Genomic DNA, 15,644 nt, shown 5'->3' on the forward strand with positions numbered 1-15,644 from the left:
TCTCCCACGGATCTGTACTGCGTCAACAGTCAGAATCGGGCTTTGTCCCTCCTCCTCCCTTCAAGTCCCAGCATACAAGCGGGCTTGCTCGCGAATGCGGTGTTCCAGTCGAGATCAATGTTGCCTGACCCAGCGCATTCGCGAGCAAGCCCGCTCCCACAGGGATTTGTGGTGGATTTGGTTGACCTTCAGGTCAATAAAACCGGCACTTTGCGCCGTATGACAGATGGTCGTATCGGGGGCTGTTTATCTGCTTCATTGAGGTATACTGCGCGGCCTTCGGCCGGTTTTACCTGGCCTTAATTCGTACAATCAAGCCACGCATCCTGCGTGGCTTGTTGTTTTTTGACGCGCCTGCGGGCGCCCAGAGAGAAGAGGCACGACGATGAGCGCACTGGTTGGCGTGATCATGGGCTCCAAGTCCGATTGGTCCACCCTTAGCCACACCGCCGATATGCTGGAAAAGCTCGGCATCCCTTACGAGGTGAAAGTGGTCTCTGCCCACCGCACCCCGGACCTGCTGTTCCAGTATGCCGAAGAGGCTGAGGCCCGTGGCATCGAGGTGATCATCGCCGGTGCCGGTGGCGCGGCCCACCTGCCAGGTATGTGTGCGGCCAAGACCCACCTGCCGGTGCTGGGCGTGCCGGTGCAGTCTTCGATGCTCTCGGGCGTCGATTCGCTGCTGTCTATCGTGCAAATGCCTGCAGGCATTCCGGTCGCCACCCTGGCCATCGGCAAAGCCGGCGCGATCAACGCAGCGCTGCTCTCGGCGAGCATTCTGGGCGCCAAGCATCCGCAATTTCATACCGTGTTGAAGAAATTCCGCGCTGAGCAGACAGACAGCGTCCTGGACAATCCAGACCCACGCATCGCCTGAGGTTGTTGACGATGAAAATCGGTGTAATCGGTGGCGGCCAGTTGGGTCGCATGTTGGCGCTGGCGGGCACTCCGCTGGGCATGAACTTCGCTTTCCTGGACCCGGCGCCGGATGCTTGCGCAGCCGCGTTGGGCGAACACCTGCGGGCCGATTACGGCGATCAGGATCACCTGCGTCAGCTGGCCGATGAAGTCGATCTGGTGACCTTCGAGTTCGAAAGCGTCCCGGCCGAAACCGTGGCTTTTCTGTCGCAATTCGTCCCGGTGTACCCGAGCGCCGAAGCCCTGCGCATCGCTCGTGATCGCTGGTTCGAAAAGAGCATGTTCAAGGACCTGGGGATTCCGACCCCCGCGTTCGCCGACATTCAGTCGCAAGCCGACCTGGACGCCGCCGTGGCTTCGATCGGTCTGCCGGCCGTGCTGAAAACCCGCACCCTGGGTTACGACGGCAAGGGCCAGAAAGTCCTGCGCAAGCCTGAAGACGTGATCGGCACCTTCGCCGAGCTGGGCAGCGTCGCCTGCCTGCTGGAAGGCTTCGTGCCATTCACTGGCGAAGTCTCGCTGATTGCCGTGCGTGCTCGCGATGGCGAAACCAGGTTCTATCCACTGGTTCACAACACCCACGACAGCGGCATTCTCAAGCTGTCCGTGGCCAGCACCGATCACCCGCTGCAAGCGTTGGCTGAAGATTACTCCAGTCGCGTACTCAAGCAGCTGGAGTACGTCGGCGTGATGGCGTTCGAGTTCTTCGAAGTCGACGGCGGCCTCAAGGCCAACGAAATCGCCCCGCGTGTGCACAACTCGGGTCACTGGACCACCGAAGGCGCCGAGTGCAGCCAGTTCGAAAACCACTTGCGGGCCGTTGCCGGTCTGCCGCTGGGTTCGACGGCCAAGGTCGGCGAGAGCGCGATGCTCAACTTCATCGGTGTCGTGCCGCCAGTGGAAAAAGTGATCGCGATCGACGACTGTCATTTGCATCACTACGGCAAGGCTTTCAAGGTCGGCCGCAAGGTCGGTCACGCCAGTCTGCGCTGTGCAGACCGTGAGACGCTGGCTGCGCAGATCCTCAAGGTCGAAGCGCTGATCGCCGAATAGTTTCATGTGGCAACGGCGGAACCTTCAGGGGCCGCCGTTCTCTGATGGCAGGATGCCAAAGTCTGTCTAGGCTATAGCCAATTAATCAGAGGGAAATGCCATGGGAATTATCGGAACCATCTTTATCGGCTTGATCGTCGGCCTGATCGCACGGTTCCTGAAACCGGGTGATGACAGCATGGGTTGGATCATGACCATCCTGCTCGGTATCGGCGGTTCGCTGGCGGCCACTTACGGCGGCCAGGCCCTGGGCATTTACCGCGCTGGCGAAGGCGCAGGTTTCATCGGTGCACTGGTGGGCGCGGTGGTATTGCTGGTGATCTACGGCCTGATCAAAAAAAGAACTGATTGAAGTGACAAAGCCCTCTCTGCGCCATCGCCGGAGAGGGCTAGAATGCCCGGCGTTAAACCGTCCTTTCTTTTGCCGAGCACTTTCATGCGTCGTCTTCTGTTGACTCTTCTCTTCCTGGGCAGTGGTTTGGCCCATGCCGGCGAACTGCCGGAAACCGACTGGCTTGAACTGATGCCCAAGTCGGACCAGAAAGCCCTCGAGGCCATGCCCGAAATCGATCACAACTCACCGGAAGCCAACGGCACCTTTACCCAAAAGGGTGGCATGAAGCAGAGCAAGGGCTTGCCGGCGGTGATGTACTCGACCAAAACCGTGCCGTCGATGAACGACAAGCACATCCGCATTGGCGGTTATCCGGTGCCGTTGGAATCCGACGCCAAGGGCCGCAGCACGTTGTTTTTTCTCGTGCCGTATCCGGGCGCTTGCATCCATGTGCCACCGCCGCCGCCTAACCAACTGGTGCTGGTGCGTTATCCAAAAGGCTTGAAGCTAAGTGACATCTACACGCCGCTGTGGGTGACCGGCACGCTGAAGATCGAGACGGTCAACAACGACTTGGCGGATGCGGCGTATGCGCTGGATGCAGCGCAGGTGCGGGTGGTGCAGGAGTCTGATCTCTAGCAGCCACCGAATAACTGTGGGAGCCAGCCTGCTGGCGATAGCGGTCCGTCAGATACTTTCAAGTTGACTGACACGACGCCATCGCCAGCAGGCTGGCTCCCACATTTCATTGCGGTATGGCTTAGAGCGGTTTTGCGCCGACACTGACGCCCAAGGTATGACTTGCCCCCGGTGCCAGTGTCACCACATCACCCATCACATTCGCCGTTTCAATGCACAGCATGCGTTGCCAGCCATCGTCGGCCATGTCGCTGAATGCCGCGGCGCGGTCGATCCAGGGGTTCCAGATCACCGCCGAACGTGAACCGCTGCTGGTCAGTTCGATGCGTCGCTCCCAGTGTGGGTCAACAATGCTCAGCTTCGGCGGGGTATTGAGATAGATGCGGTCGGTCTCGCCGGTAAAATGCAGATCACCGGTCTGGGTGACGGTTTTCCAGTCGTCCAGGGTTTCGATATAGCTCAAGCCATCCAGCCCTTCAACGTGTACGTTGCGCACATCGCTGACCGCGAAATAGCTGTGCAATGCCTGGCTGATGGTGACATTTTCAGCGCCCTTGTTTTCGCTCGTCAGGCTGATATGCAACTGCTCGTCCAGACGAATGCCCAGCTTCAAGTCCACCTGATGCGGCCAGCCCGGCAGGCCGCCTTCGGGGTAGGGCAGATTGAATTCCACCTTCAGGCTTTCGCCCTCGGTTTCGATGCCAACCAGTTCCCAGTCCATCGCCCGCACCAGCCCGTGGGCGGTCGGCGGTTCCTGGCTGACGCGCATGGCCTGGACACTCTGCGGGTTGCGCGACAGGTTACCGAACCATGGCCAGCACACCGGCACGCCGGCGCGGATGCTTTTGCCGGCCTTGAACACCGCCTCGTCGTTGAGCCAGATCAACGGTGGCTCGCCAGCCAGTTGATAACTGAGGATGTGCGCGCCTTGTTGGGCCACCAGCAATTCGGCCTGACCGTGGCGGATGCGCCAGCAGTTCAGTTCATCCAGTTTCACGGCTTCAACGTTGGGCGTGCTCATGGGGCAACTCTCAATCAGGAACAATGACTCAATGGGACCGCAAAACGGTCGCGGGGTTTAACGCGCCGTTTTTACAAGCTCCGGTTTAACGGGCTCTAGGCGGAACCGAGCGAGTGCGGCCGCTGCCGTCGATGGCGACGAACACGAAGACGGCTTCGGTGACTTTACGCCATTCGCTGGACAGTGGATCGTCGCTCCAGACTTCGACCATCATCTGAATCGAGCTGCGACCGATTTCTAGGGCCTGGGTATAAAAGGACAGCTGCGCGCCCACCGCTACCGGCACCAGGAACGCCATGCGATCGATCGCCACGGTGGCTACGCGACCACCAGCCACCTTGCTGGCCATTGCAGTGCCAGCCAAATCCATCTGCGCCACCAGCCAGCCGCCGAAAATATCGCCAAAGCCATTGGTTTCGCGCGGAAGCGCGGTGATTTGCAGGGCCAGGTCGCCTTGCGGGATTGGATCTTCTTGTTCGAGCTCTATCATGCCGGGGGTGCCTCTGACCCGTGACTCTTCATTGGTACTTCAGGTTGAATAGCCGTCTCTAAGAAAAACGATTCAGCCCCGAACATACTACGTTCGTCACGTTTTTCGTAAGGCGCCTAAAGGGAAACTCTGCGAAATCGGCTGACGGATGCCAACGACGGTTTCGCACAGCAACCCCTTACAAGCCGTTGCAATATTGGGAGTATATCGATCGGTAGACTCCGAGACGACCGTCCGGTTCTCATTTCGACCGTCAAATACGCGCCTCTATGTGCTTTTTCGAACAATTTGCTATCGTGCCAAACCTGCCCAAGCCTCCGCCAGCGTTGTTGAGGTTGCAGATCCGACTATAAGAGAAGCCCTTGCCATGACCACAGCGCCCTCGAGCATCGCGCAGCCCACCCAATCTTCACGTCCGCTGACCCGCAACGACTATAAGACGTTATCGCTGTCTGCCTTGGGCGGCGCGCTGGAGTTTTACGACTTCATCATCTTTGTGTTCTTCGCCACGGTGGTCGGCAAACTGTTCTTCCCCGCCGATATGCCCGAGTGGCTGCGCCTGATGCAGACGTTCGGCATCTTCGCCGCCGGCTACCTGGCGCGGCCGCTGGGCGGCATCGTCATGGCGCACTTCGGTGATCTGCTGGGGCGCAAGAAGATGTTCACCTTGAGCATTTTCATGATGGCAGTCCCGACCCTGATCATGGGCTTGCTGCCAACTTATGCGCAGATAGGTATGTGGGCGCCGATCCTGCTGCTGCTGATGCGGGTGATCCAGGGCGCGGCGATCGGCGGTGAAGTGCCGGGGGCCTGGGTATTCGTTTCCGAACACGTGCCGCAGCGGCACATCGGTTATGCCTGCGGCACGCTGACCTGCGGTCTGACCGCCGGTATTCTTTTGGGCTCATTGGTCGCCACTGCGATCAACAGCATTTACACACCGATTGAAGTTTCGGATTACGCCTGGCGGATCCCGTTCCTGCTGGGCGGCGTGTTTGGCCTGTTCTCGGTCTACCTGCGTCGCTGGCTCCACGAAACCCCAGTGTTTGCCGAACTGCAATTACGCAAAGCGCTGGCCGAAGAAGTGCCGCTGCGCGCTGTGTTGCGCGACCATCGCGGTGCGATTCTGATTTCCATGCTGCTGACCTGGCTGCTGTCCGCCGGCATCATCGTGGTCATTCTCATGACCCCGACAGTGCTGCAGACCGTTTACCACTTCGCGCCGACTACCGCGTTGCAGGCCAACAGCCTGGCCATCGTGTTCCTGAGCCTGGGCTGTGTGGCCTCCGGTGCATTGGCTGACCGCTTCGGCGCTGGCCGGGTGTTCGTGTTCGGTAGCGCCGCGCTGCTGATCAGTTCGTGGACGTTCTATCACAGCCTGTTCAACCATCCCGACTGGCTGTTCCCGATGTATGCCCTGACCGGTCTGCTGGTCGGCACTATCGGTGCGGTGCCGTACGTGATGGTCAAAGCCTTCCCGGCGGTGGTGCGGTTCAGCGGGTTGTCGTTTTCCTACAACCTGGCTTACGCGATTTTCGGTGGCCTGACGCCGATGGTGGTGACGTTGCTCTTGAAGGAAAGCCCGATGGGGCCGGCCTATTATGTGGCGATCATTTGTGGTGTCGGGATTCTGGTGGGTGGGTATCTCTGGAAGAAGGGTCGCTAAGCCGGCCCTTTGTATCGATCATATTGGCGCCTTCACGAGCAAGCCCGCTCCCACATTCGACCGCATTCTTCCAGGAGAACTCGGTTAAGTGTGGGAGCGGGCTTGCTCGCGAAGAACGAAAACGCGGTCTGCCTGCGAAAAAAGCAAATGCTGGCCTTTCATCCAATTGTCATATTTCAGCCATAGAGTGTTCACACGGCCTGCTGATACTTGGCCCCGACTTAACACACCTATCTGCTAGGAGTAAGGCATGAAACTGAAGCGTTTGATGGCGGCGATGACTTTTGTCGCTGCTGGCGTTGCGACTGCCAACGCGGTTGCCGCTGTTGACCCGTCGATCCCGAGCTACACCAAGACCACTGGTGTGTCGGGCAACCTGTCCAGCGTCGGCTCCGATACCCTGGCCAACCTCATGACCCTGTGGGCTGAGAACTACAAAAAAGAATACCCGAACGTAAACATCCAGATTCAGGCTGCCGGTTCTTCTACCGCGCCACCTGCGTTGACTGAAGGCACCGCTAACCTGGGCCCGATGAGCCGCAAGATGAAGGACAACGAGCTGCAAGCCTTCGAAACCAAGTACGGCTACAAGCCAACCGCTATCCCGGTTGCTGTGGATGCCTTGGCGGTGTTCGTACACAAAGACAACCCGATCCAGCACCTGACCATGGAGCAGGTCGATGCGATCTTCTCCTCGACACGTCTGTGCGGCGCTAAAACCGATGTGAAAACCTGGGGCGATCTGGGTGTGACCGGCGACCTGGCCAACAAGCCAGTGCAACTGTTCGGTCGTAACTCGGTATCCGGCACTTATGGCTACTTTAAAGAAGAAGCCTTGTGCAAAGGTGACTACAAGCCAAACGTCAACGAACAACCAGGCTCGGCTTCGGTCGTGCAGTCGATCAGCTCCTCGCTGAACGGCGTGGGTTACTCGGGCATCGGCTACAAGACCGCCAGCGTGAAGACCGTGGCCCTGGCCAAGAAAGGCAGCACCGAGTTCGTTGAAGACACTGAAGAAAACGCCCTGAACGGCAAGTATCCACTGTCGCGTTTCCTCTACGTTTACGTCAACAAGGCTCCGAACAAGCCTCTGGCCCCGCTGGAAGCCGAGTTCGTGAAGCTGATTCTGTCCAAACAGGGTCAGGAAGTGGTTGTGAAAGACGGCTACATCCCGCTGCCAGCCAAGGTTGCTGCAAAAGCACTGGCTGACCTGGGTCTGCAAGAAGGCGGCAACGTCGCAAAAAAGTAAAACCCTAGGTCCGGGCTAAACCCGGACCTGTGTAGGAGCTGTCGAGGTTCCCTCGACAGCTCCTACACACCCCCAATTTTCGATCCGCTGCCAGTTTCCACAGGCGGCGGATTTGTTGCGTCACTGCATTGTCATCTTTCTGTCATACAGGATCGCTAGGGTGTGCCCATGAATGATCTGGCCAACTCCACCATGACTACAAATCCCCCCAAGCGAATTGACTTCAATACGCCTGAGCTGCAACGCAAGCGCCGTATTCGTGCGCTGAAAGATCGCCTGACCCGCTGGTACGTCCTCGTCGGCGGCCTCGCCGTTCTTGGCGCGATCACCCTGATCTTTTTCTTCCTCGGTTACGTCGTCGCGCCGCTGTTCCAGGGGGCCGACCTGACCGCCAAAGACGCCATCACGCCCGCCTGGATGCAAGACGCCGGCAAGCCGTTGATGATCTCCCTGGAAGAACAGAACCAGGTCGCCATGCGGGTTTCCGACAAGGGCCAGGCGTTGTTCTTCGATATCGACAGTGGCGCTGAACTCAAGCGTGTCGATCTGTTGATTCCGGCCGGCACGACCGTGACCTCGATCGGCGAAGACCAACCAGGCCATCCATTGGTGGCGGTGGGCTTGTCCAACGGCCAGGCGCTGGTGTTCCGTCACACTTATAAAGTCAGCTACCCGGACGGCAAGAAAACCATCTCGCCGGCCATCGAATACCCGTACGGCGAAACACCGATCGTGCTGAACGAGGCGGGCGGAGCCCTTGAGCACGTTAGCCTCAACGCGACCGATTCGACGCTGATGCTGGTCGGTTCCACCGGTGCACAGCTCAATGTTTTGTCGCTGACCAGCGAAGAAAACATGATGACCGGCGAAGTCACCAACGAGCAGAAGCGTATCGATCTGCCGCAAATGACCGAGCCGGTGAAAAATATCTTCGTCGACCCGCGTCAGCAGTGGCTGTACGTGATTAACGGTCGTGCCCAGGCCGACGTGTTCAGCCTGCGCGACAAGAGCCTCAACGGTCGCTACAAACTGCTGGATAACGGTGAAACCGAAATTACTGCCGCCACCCAACTGGTCGGTGGCATCTCGCTGATCCTGGGTGACTCCAAAGGTGGATTGGCCCAGTGGTTCATGGCCCGCGATCCGGACGGCGAACTGCGTCTGAAGCAGATTCGTACCTTCCAGATGGGCACTGCGCCGATCGTTGAAATCACCGCCGAAGAACGTCGTAAAGGCTTCATCGCCCTCGACGCCTCCGGCAAGCTCGGCGTGTTCCACAGCACCGCCCACCGCACCTTGCTGGTGGATCAGGTGGTCGACGGCCAAGGCCTTTTCGGCATGTCGCCACGGGCCAACCGCGTGATCGTGGAGCAGGGCGGCAAGCTGCAACCGTTGCTGCTCGACAACCCGCACCCCGAAGTCTCGTGGAGCGCGTTGTGGAGCAAGGTCTGGTACGAGAACTACGATGAGCCTAAATACGTCTGGCAATCGACCGCGGCCAACACCGACTTCGAGCCCAAGCTGAGCCTCTCGCCGCTGACCTTCGGTACCCTGAAAGCTGCGTTCTACGCGATGCTGTTGGCCGCGCCACTGGCCGTTGCCGCGGCGATCTACACCGCGTATTTCATGGCTCCGGGCATGCGTCGCAAGGTCAAACCGGTGATCGAGTTGATGGAAGCGATGCCGACGGTGATCCTCGGTTTCTTCGCCGGCCTGTTCCTGGCGCCGTATGTGGAAGGGCATTTGCCCGGCATCTTCAGCCTGCTGATGCTGCTGCCGATCGGCATTCTGGTGGCGGGTTTCGTTTTCAGTCGCCTGCCTGAGTCCATCCGCCTGAAAGTGCCGGACGGCTGGGAAAGCGCGATCCTGATCCCGGTGATTCTGTTTGTGGGCTGGTTGTCGCTGTACATGAGCCCATACATGGAAACCTGGTTCTTCGGCGGCGACATGCGCATGTGGATCTCCCACGACCTGGGCATCACCTACGACCAGCGCAACGCGTTGGTGGTCGGCCTGGCCATGGGCTTCGCGGTGATTCCGAACATCTACTCCATCGCTGAAGATGCCGTGTTCAGCGTGCCTCGGGGCCTGACCCTGGGCTCCCTGGCCCTCGGTGCCACACCGTGGCAGACCATGACCCGCGTGGTGATCCTCACCGCCAGCCCGGGCATTTTCTCGGCGCTGATGATCGGCATGGGCCGCGCGGTGGGTGAAACCATGATCGTGCTGATGGCCACCGGTAACACCCCGGTCATGGAAATGAACCTGTTCGAAGGCCTGCGCACCCTGGCGGCTAACGTTGCAGTGGAAATGCCCGAATCGGAAGTCGGCGGCAGCCACTACCGCGTGCTGTTCCTCTCGGCGCTGGTGCTGCTGTTGTTCACCTTCATCATGAACACCCTCGCGGAACTGATTCGTCAGCGTCTGCGCAAGAAATACTCGTCGCTTTAAGAAAGGTAGAAGTCTGTGAAACAGAACTCCCTGAATGGATGGTTCAAGAGCGGCGCCCCCGGCGTCTGGATCAGCGGTGGCGCGGTGTCCATTGCGGTCATCATGACCATTGGCCTGCTGGCGGTGATTGCCGTGCGCGGCCTGGGTCACTTTTGGCCGGCGGACCTGATACACGCCAGTTACGACGTGCCGGGCCAAGCCAATCACCTCGTCATCGGCGAAGTGGTGCAGAAGGAAGAAGTGCCACGCGAGCGCCTGAAAAGCGCTGGCCTGCCGGTGCCCGATCAAGGCCCGGAGTTCATGACCCGCGAGCTGATCAAGGTCGGCAACCGTGATCTGAACGGCACAGACTTCACCTGGATTGTCGGCGAGTGGCTGACCAACCAGAAAACTCCGCCTGAGCTGATGGCCATCGAGCGTCGCGAGTGGGGCAATTTCTACGGCTACCTGGTCAACGTCAAACAGGATGGCAAGGTCATCGCTGAAGGCGAGGCCGCATGGCCTGAGTTGCAGGCGCGCGTGGATCGCGTCAACCAGCTCGCCGCACAGCTCAAGACTCTGGAAAAGGTCGACATCGGCGCGATCAACGCCGGTCTTGAACGTATCCGTCTGCAGGGTCGCAAACTGGAACTGGCCGGCCGTCTCAACGCTGCCGCGCAAGCGGACCTGGAGTCCGAGCGCGCCGAACTGAATGCCCGTTATCAGGACATCGAAGCGCGTCTGAACGACCTGCACGCTCAGTTCAACCGCGATAGCCTGACCGCTCGCGATGCCAATGGTAAAGAAGTCGAAATCGGCATTGGCAAAGTGGTTCACGCCTACCAGCCGAACGCCATGGGCACCTTCACCAAGATCGGCTTCTACTTCAGCAAGGTCTGGGAATTCCTCAGTGACGACCCGCGTGAAGCCAACACCGAAGGCGGGATTTTCCCGGCGATTTTCGGCACCGTGATGATGACCCTGATCATGGCGATGATCGTTACGCCGTTCGGCGTGCTGGCGGCGGTTTACCTGCGTGAATATGCACGGCAAGGGCCGATGACCCGGCTGATCCGTATTGCGGTGAACAACCTGGCGGGTGTTCCGGCCATCGTTTATGGCGTGTTCGGTCTGGGCTTCTTCGTCTACGTGCTCGGCGGTTCGGTCGACCGGCTGTTCTTCCCTGAAGCACTGCCGGCGCCGACTTTCGGTACGCCGGGCCTGCTTTGGGCCTCGCTGACCCTGGCGTTGCTGGCGGTGCCGGTGGTGATCGTGGCCACCGAAGAAGGCCTGGCGCGGATTCCTCGCACCGTTCGCGAAGGCTCGTTGGCCCTTGGCGCGACCAAGGCCGAAACCTTGTGGAAGATCGTGCTGCCGATGGCCAGCCCGGCGATGATGACCGGCATGATCCTCGCGGTGGCCCGTGCCGCCGGTGAAGTGGCGCCGCTGATGCTGGTGGGTGTGGTGAAACTGGCGCCATCGCTGCCGCTGGATGGTAACTACCCGTACTTGCACCTGGACCAGAAGATCATGCACTTGGGCTTCCACATTTATGACGTCGGCTTCCAGAGCCCGAACGTCGAAGCCGCGCGGCCGCTGGTGTACGCCACGGCGCTGCTGCTGGTGCTGGTGATCGCCACATTGAACCTGTCGGCCGTCTACATCCGGAACCACCTGCGCGAAAAATACAAAGCACTGGATAGTTGATTTCTTATGTGGGAGCCAGCCTGCTGGCGATGGCATCACCGCGGTTTACAGATTGACCGCGTTGCCTGAATCGCCAGCAGGCTGGCTCCCACAAAAACCGAACCGAATTTGTTAGCACAGGGAGCCTCCCATGCAGCACGAAGCACACACTCACGGCATCAACATGTCGGCCCTGGGCCGCGACAAACAGAGCCTGAGCCTCGAGCAGGAAACCGTGGCCATCGAAGTACCGGGCCTGAGCCTGTTTTATGGCGACAAACAGGCGCTGTTCGACGTCAGCATGAACATCCCGAAACAGCGCGTGACGGCCTTCATCGGCCCGTCCGGCTGCGGCAAGTCCACGCTGCTGCGCACCTTCAACCGCATGAACGACCTGGTGGATGGCTGCCGCGTCGACGGCGCGATCAACCTCTACGGCAACAACATCTACCGCAAGGGTGAGGACGTGGCCGAGTTGCGTCGCCGGGTCGGCATGGTGTTCCAGAAGCCTAACCCGTTCCCGAAAACCATCTACGAAAACGTGGTTTACGGTTTGCGCATCCAGGGCATCAACAAGAAACGCATCCTCGACGAAGCCGTCGAGTGGGCGTTGAAAGGCGCGGCGCTGTGGGATGAGGTTAAAGACCGTCTGCACGAGTCGGCACTCGGCCTGTCCGGTGGTCAGCAGCAACGTCTGGTGATTGCCCGCACCATCGCCGTGGAGCCGGAAGTATTGCTGCTCGACGAACCATGCTCGGCACTCGACCCGATCTCCACGCTGAAAGTCGAAGAGCTGATCTATGAACTGAAATCCAAGTTCACCATTGTTATCGTGACCCACAACATGCAACAGGCCGCGCGGGTTTCCGACTACACGGCGTTCATGTACATGGGCAAACTGGTGGAATTCGGCGACACCGACACCCTGTTCACCAATCCGGCGAAGAAGCAGACCGAAGACTACATCACCGGTCGTTACGGCTAGGAAGCTGTTGTTGCTCACTGAACTGACGCTGCGGTCCACCGCACCTTACCGGACGCTCCAAGGACGCCAACATGATTAGTAAAGAAGGCCTTACCCATCACATCTCCGCGCAGTTCAACGCTGAGCTCGAGGAAGTGCGCAGCCACCTCCTGGCCATGGGCGGGCTGGTCGAGAAGCAGGTCAACGACGCGGTCACCGCGCTGATCGAGGCCGACTCCGGTCTGGCCCAGCAAGTGCGTGAGATCGACGACCAGATCAACCAGATGGAACGCAACATCGACGAAGAATGCCTGCGCATTCTGGCCCGTCGCCAACCGGCGGCGTCGGACTTGCGTTTGATCATCAGCATCTCCAAATCGGTGATCGACCTGGAGCGCATCGGCGACGAAGCCACCAAGATCGCCCGCCGTGCCATTCAGTTGTGCGAAGAAGGCGAAGCGCCGCGTGGTTACGTCGAGGTTCGCCATATCGGCGACCAGGTGCGCAACATGGTTCGCGATGCGCTGGACGCGTTTGCCCGCTTCGACGCCGACCTGGCGTTGTCGGTGGCGCAGTACGACAAGATCATCGACCGCGAATACAAGACCGCACTGCGTGAACTCGCCACCTACATGATGGAAGACCCGCGCTCTATCTCGCGGGTCTTGAGCATTATCTGGGTACTGCGTTCGCTGGAGCGAATCGGTGACCACGCGCGCAATATCTCGGAACTGGTGATTTACCTGGTGCGCGGCACCGACGTGCGTCACCTGGGCCTCAAGCGCATGAAGGAAGAAGTTGAAGGCACAAGTGCCGAAACCGCTAATGTTCCGGGCAAAGCTGACGATAAGTAAGATTGCCTCTAGGAAAGCGCCCGGCCCTTTGGCCGGGCGTTTTTGTTTGCGTGGCCTTCGTATTGAAAAGCCGATTAGAAAAGCAGCACCCGCGAACGAAAAGTCCCGGCGTGACTGAAGAGTTTTGGCAAAGTGCCATCAGCCAGCGTTATGCTTGCCGGGATTTTTAAAGGGGTGTTGGATGAGCAAGATCAGTGTGTTGGTCGTGGACGATGCGTCGTTCATTCGTGACCTGGTGAAGAAGTGCCTGCGCAACTACTTCCCGGGGATCCGGACCGAAGATGCAGTCAACGGCAAAAAGGCCCAGGCCATGCTGGCCAAAGAAGCGTTCGACCTGGTTCTGTGCGACTGGGAAATGCCGGAAATGTCCGGTCTGGAACTGCTGACCTGGTGCCGCGAGCAGGACAACCTCAAGACCATGCCGTTCGTGATGGTCACCAGCCGTGGCGACAAGGAGAACGTCGTCCAGGCGATTCAGGCCGGGGTTTCGGGCTACGTCAGCAAGCCGTTCACCAACGAGCAACTGCTGACCAAGGTCAAGCAGGCACTGAACAAGGTCGGCAAGCTCGACACTTTGATGAACAGCGCTCCGACCAAAATGAACTCGGCGTTCGGCAACGATTCCCTTAGCGCACTCACTGGTGGCAAGGCAGCGATCACCGCGCCATCGGCGGCACCGGTCAATCCGTTCGCCAAACCTGTCGCCGCCGCGCCAGCCCCGGCCGCCGCACCGTCTCGCGGCTTGCTTAACAGCCCGCCGATCAAGGCGCCTGCTGCCTCGGCAGCATCAGCTGGCGGTCGTGGCCAAGGCCAACTGCGCCTGCCAAGCGGCACCCAGCAATGCGTGATCAAGGCCTTGAGCATCAAGGAAGCGCTGCTGGTGGTGAAACGCACCGACACGCTGCCGCAAGTCCTCGACAGCGCCGTGCTCGACCTGGAGCAGGGCGATAACGCTGAAATCGCCCGCCTCAACGGCTACCTGCATGCCATCGTCGCCTTCGAGCCGAAACCTGACAGCGAATGGCTGCAACTGACTTTCCGCTTTGTCGACCAGGATGCGCAGAAGCTCGACTACATCTCCCGCCTGATCGCCCGTGGCACTGCGCAGAAGCATTTCGTACCGGGCGCGTAACGTGTACCGCTGATCGTTCCCACGCTCTGCGTGGGAATGCCTCCCCGGACGCTCCGCGTCCGCTTCGGATGGGACGCAGAGCGTCCCTTGCTGCATTCCCACGCAGAGCGTGGGAACGATCATTTGAAACATCTGTCGACAACGCTGGTCCATTTCAGCTGCTAGGCTCCTTCCCAGGCCTTACTCGACAGAATCTTGCCCATGCTCGCGCGCCTGCTGTTTTTCTGTGGTCTGATCATGGCCTCCACCTCGGCTGTGGCCATGACGATTTACCGGTCCACCAACGCCAGTGGCGTGGTCTCTTACAGCGACCGCCCCACCAAAGGCGCGAAGGTATTCGTTTTTCGCGACCGGATGGTCGAGCGCCTTGAGCGGCAGGTGTACCTCGATATCAAGAAGCAGAGGGGCATGGACAGTGTGTTCGTGCGCAACGATCTGTATGCACCGGTCGAGATCGAGCTGAGTTTTTCCGGGCTGAATAATGTCAGCGGCGCGCCAAGCCGACCGATTCGTCGGGTCATGCCGGCACGTAGCAGCATTCGTCTGGCGCTGCTCAAGGCGACGAAGGCTGGAAGGCCGCTGGCGTATACCCCAAGGTTCGAATATTCACTGGGCGACCCTGCAGGGGCCGCCATGGCCTATCGATATCCATTACCCTGGCGCGGTGGGCCGTTTCGGCTGAGTCAGGGCGCCAATGGCCAATACAGCCACTACGGGCCAAAGAACCGTTATGCGATGGACATCGCCATGCCCGAAGGCACGCCTATTATCGCGGCGCGCGGTGGCATGGTGGTGAAAACCGAGAATGGCCAGACCGGGCGCGGCAACGATCCGTCGGGCAATTTCGTGCGGGTATTGCACGATGACGGGACCATGGGCGTGTACCTGCACCTCAAGAAAGGTTCGGTCAGCGTACGGGAAGGTCAGCGCGTGGTGGTGGGCAGTGCGCTGGCGCTGTCGGGCAACACCGGCAACAGTAGCGGCCCGCACCTGCACTTCGTGGTGCAGCGCAACACCGGGTTGGGGCTGGTATCGATTCCGTACCAGTTCAATCAACCGGTAGGCGCGTTGCCCAACTTTGCGTTGGGCAAGCAGTGAAGGCGATGGAGATTTAATGTGGCGAGGGAGCTTGCTCCCGTTGGGCTGCGAAGCGGTCCCCGCCCCGGCAATCCACACCGCATTCACCGGTTAGCGACTGCTGCGCAGCC

The 15,644-nt window shown here is 59.7% G+C and carries 14 protein-coding genes; 12 read left to right on the plus strand and 2 right to left on the minus strand.

Going from position 1 to position 15,644, the window contains the following annotated elements; genetic code table 11:
• Window positions 1–385 precede the first annotated feature (385 nt).
• From purE to ACZ9IM_RS23180, 4 genes are all read left to right on the plus strand, one after another.
• Window positions 386–877: a 5-(carboxyamino)imidazole ribonucleotide mutase gene (gene purE, locus ACZ9IM_RS23165; RefSeq protein WP_003196369.1), complete on the plus strand. Its 492-nt coding sequence runs from the start codon at window positions 386–388 to the stop codon at window positions 875–877.
• Between the two features lie 11 nt (window positions 878–888).
• Window positions 889–1,971, plus strand: a complete 1,083-nt coding sequence (locus tag ACZ9IM_RS23170; protein ID WP_192345122.1) for a 5-(carboxyamino)imidazole ribonucleotide synthase — start codon at window positions 889–891, stop codon at window positions 1,969–1,971.
• 100 nt (window positions 1,972–2,071) lie between these two features.
• On the plus strand, window positions 2,072–2,323 hold the full coding sequence (locus ACZ9IM_RS23175; RefSeq protein WP_427627425.1) for a GlsB/YeaQ/YmgE family stress response membrane protein: 252 nt from the start codon (window positions 2,072–2,074) through the stop codon (window positions 2,321–2,323).
• An 84-nt stretch (window positions 2,324–2,407) separates the two neighbouring features.
• Window positions 2,408–2,944 (plus strand): DUF3299 domain-containing protein, encoded by a 537-nt coding sequence (locus ACZ9IM_RS23180; RefSeq protein WP_427627427.1) that lies wholly within the window; start codon window positions 2,408–2,410, stop codon window positions 2,942–2,944.
• A gap of 121 nt (window positions 2,945–3,065) precedes the next feature.
• Here ACZ9IM_RS23180 and ACZ9IM_RS23185 read toward each other — a convergent pair whose 3' ends face one another.
• Window positions 3,066–3,965, minus strand: coding sequence for a D-hexose-6-phosphate mutarotase (locus tag ACZ9IM_RS23185; RefSeq protein ID WP_427627429.1), 900 nt, complete (start codon window positions 3,963–3,965; stop codon window positions 3,066–3,068).
• A gap of 85 nt (window positions 3,966–4,050) precedes the next feature.
• Entirely contained in the window at window positions 4,051–4,455 is a 405-nt protein-coding gene (locus ACZ9IM_RS23190; protein ID WP_007896491.1) for an acyl-CoA thioesterase, read from the minus strand.
• Window positions 4,456–4,822: 367 nt separating this feature from the next.
• On the opposite strand from ACZ9IM_RS23190, the gene ACZ9IM_RS23195 reads away from it, so the two are divergent.
• The 8 genes from ACZ9IM_RS23195 to ACZ9IM_RS23230 all read left to right on the plus strand — a co-directional run bounded on the left by ACZ9IM_RS23195 (window position 4,823) and on the right by ACZ9IM_RS23230 (window position 15,534).
• A complete protein-coding gene (locus ACZ9IM_RS23195) occupies window positions 4,823–6,121 on the plus strand; it encodes an MFS transporter (RefSeq protein WP_427627430.1) in 1,299 nt (432 codons plus the stop codon).
• Between the two features lie 250 nt (window positions 6,122–6,371).
• The gene (locus ACZ9IM_RS23200; RefSeq protein WP_427627432.1) at window positions 6,372–7,370 is read left to right on the plus strand and encodes a phosphate ABC transporter substrate-binding protein PstS; all 999 of its coding nucleotides are present in this window, start codon (window positions 6,372–6,374) and stop codon (window positions 7,368–7,370) included.
• A gap of 168 nt (window positions 7,371–7,538) precedes the next feature.
• Window positions 7,539–9,821, plus strand: coding sequence for an ABC transporter permease subunit (locus tag ACZ9IM_RS23205; RefSeq protein ID WP_427627434.1), 2,283 nt, complete (start codon window positions 7,539–7,541; stop codon window positions 9,819–9,821).
• Between the two features lie 15 nt (window positions 9,822–9,836).
• The gene (gene pstA, locus ACZ9IM_RS23210; RefSeq protein ID WP_476225047.1) at window positions 9,837–11,507 is read left to right on the plus strand and encodes a phosphate ABC transporter permease PstA; all 1,671 of its coding nucleotides are present in this window, start codon (window positions 9,837–9,839) and stop codon (window positions 11,505–11,507) included.
• Between the two features lie 130 nt (window positions 11,508–11,637).
• Window positions 11,638–12,471, plus strand: a complete 834-nt coding sequence (gene pstB, locus ACZ9IM_RS23215; RefSeq protein ID WP_095052363.1) for a phosphate ABC transporter ATP-binding protein PstB — start codon at window positions 11,638–11,640, stop codon at window positions 12,469–12,471.
• Window positions 12,472–12,542: 71 nt separating this feature from the next.
• The gene (gene phoU / locus ACZ9IM_RS23220; RefSeq protein ID WP_007896483.1) at window positions 12,543–13,304 is read left to right on the plus strand and encodes a phosphate signaling complex protein PhoU; all 762 of its coding nucleotides are present in this window, start codon (window positions 12,543–12,545) and stop codon (window positions 13,302–13,304) included.
• A 181-nt stretch (window positions 13,305–13,485) separates the two neighbouring features.
• Entirely contained in the window at window positions 13,486–14,436 is a 951-nt protein-coding gene (locus ACZ9IM_RS23225; RefSeq protein ID WP_008073514.1) for a response regulator, read from the plus strand.
• 201 nt (window positions 14,437–14,637) lie between these two features.
• A complete protein-coding gene (locus tag ACZ9IM_RS23230) occupies window positions 14,638–15,534 on the plus strand; it encodes a peptidoglycan DD-metalloendopeptidase family protein (RefSeq protein WP_476225048.1) in 897 nt (298 codons plus the stop codon).
• Window positions 15,535–15,644: the final 110 nt, after the last annotated feature.

It is taken from the genome of Pseudomonas sp. TE12508, from assembly GCF_056279485.1.

Coding starts and splice junctions, on each gene's coding strand:
- ACZ9IM_RS23200 (WP_427627432.1), top strand. CDS start 6,372: ATGAAACTGAAGCGTTTGATGGCGGCGATGACTTTTGTCGCTGCTGGC.
- phoU (WP_007896483.1), top strand. CDS start 12,543: ATGATTAGTAAAGAAGGCCTTACCCATCACATCTCCGCGCAGTTCAAC.
- purE (WP_003196369.1), top strand. CDS start 386: ATGAGCGCACTGGTTGGCGTGATCATGGGCTCCAAGTCCGATTGGTCC.
- ACZ9IM_RS23170 (WP_192345122.1), top strand. CDS start 889: ATGAAAATCGGTGTAATCGGTGGCGGCCAGTTGGGTCGCATGTTGGCG.
- ACZ9IM_RS23190 (WP_007896491.1), bottom strand. CDS start 4,455: ATGATAGAGCTCGAACAAGAAGATCCAATCCCGCAAGGCGACCTGGCC.
- ACZ9IM_RS23205 (WP_427627434.1), top strand. CDS start 7,539: ATGAATGATCTGGCCAACTCCACCATGACTACAAATCCCCCCAAGCGA.
- ACZ9IM_RS23195 (WP_427627430.1), top strand. CDS start 4,823: ATGACCACAGCGCCCTCGAGCATCGCGCAGCCCACCCAATCTTCACGT.
- pstB (WP_095052363.1), top strand. CDS start 11,638: ATGCAGCACGAAGCACACACTCACGGCATCAACATGTCGGCCCTGGGC.
- ACZ9IM_RS23180 (WP_427627427.1), top strand. CDS start 2,408: ATGCGTCGTCTTCTGTTGACTCTTCTCTTCCTGGGCAGTGGTTTGGCC.
- ACZ9IM_RS23175 (WP_427627425.1), top strand. CDS start 2,072: ATGGGAATTATCGGAACCATCTTTATCGGCTTGATCGTCGGCCTGATC.
- ACZ9IM_RS23185 (WP_427627429.1), bottom strand. CDS start 3,965: ATGAGCACGCCCAACGTTGAAGCCGTGAAACTGGATGAACTGAACTGC.
- ACZ9IM_RS23225 (WP_008073514.1), top strand. CDS start 13,486: ATGAGCAAGATCAGTGTGTTGGTCGTGGACGATGCGTCGTTCATTCGT.
- ACZ9IM_RS23230 (WP_476225048.1), top strand. CDS start 14,638: ATGCTCGCGCGCCTGCTGTTTTTCTGTGGTCTGATCATGGCCTCCACC.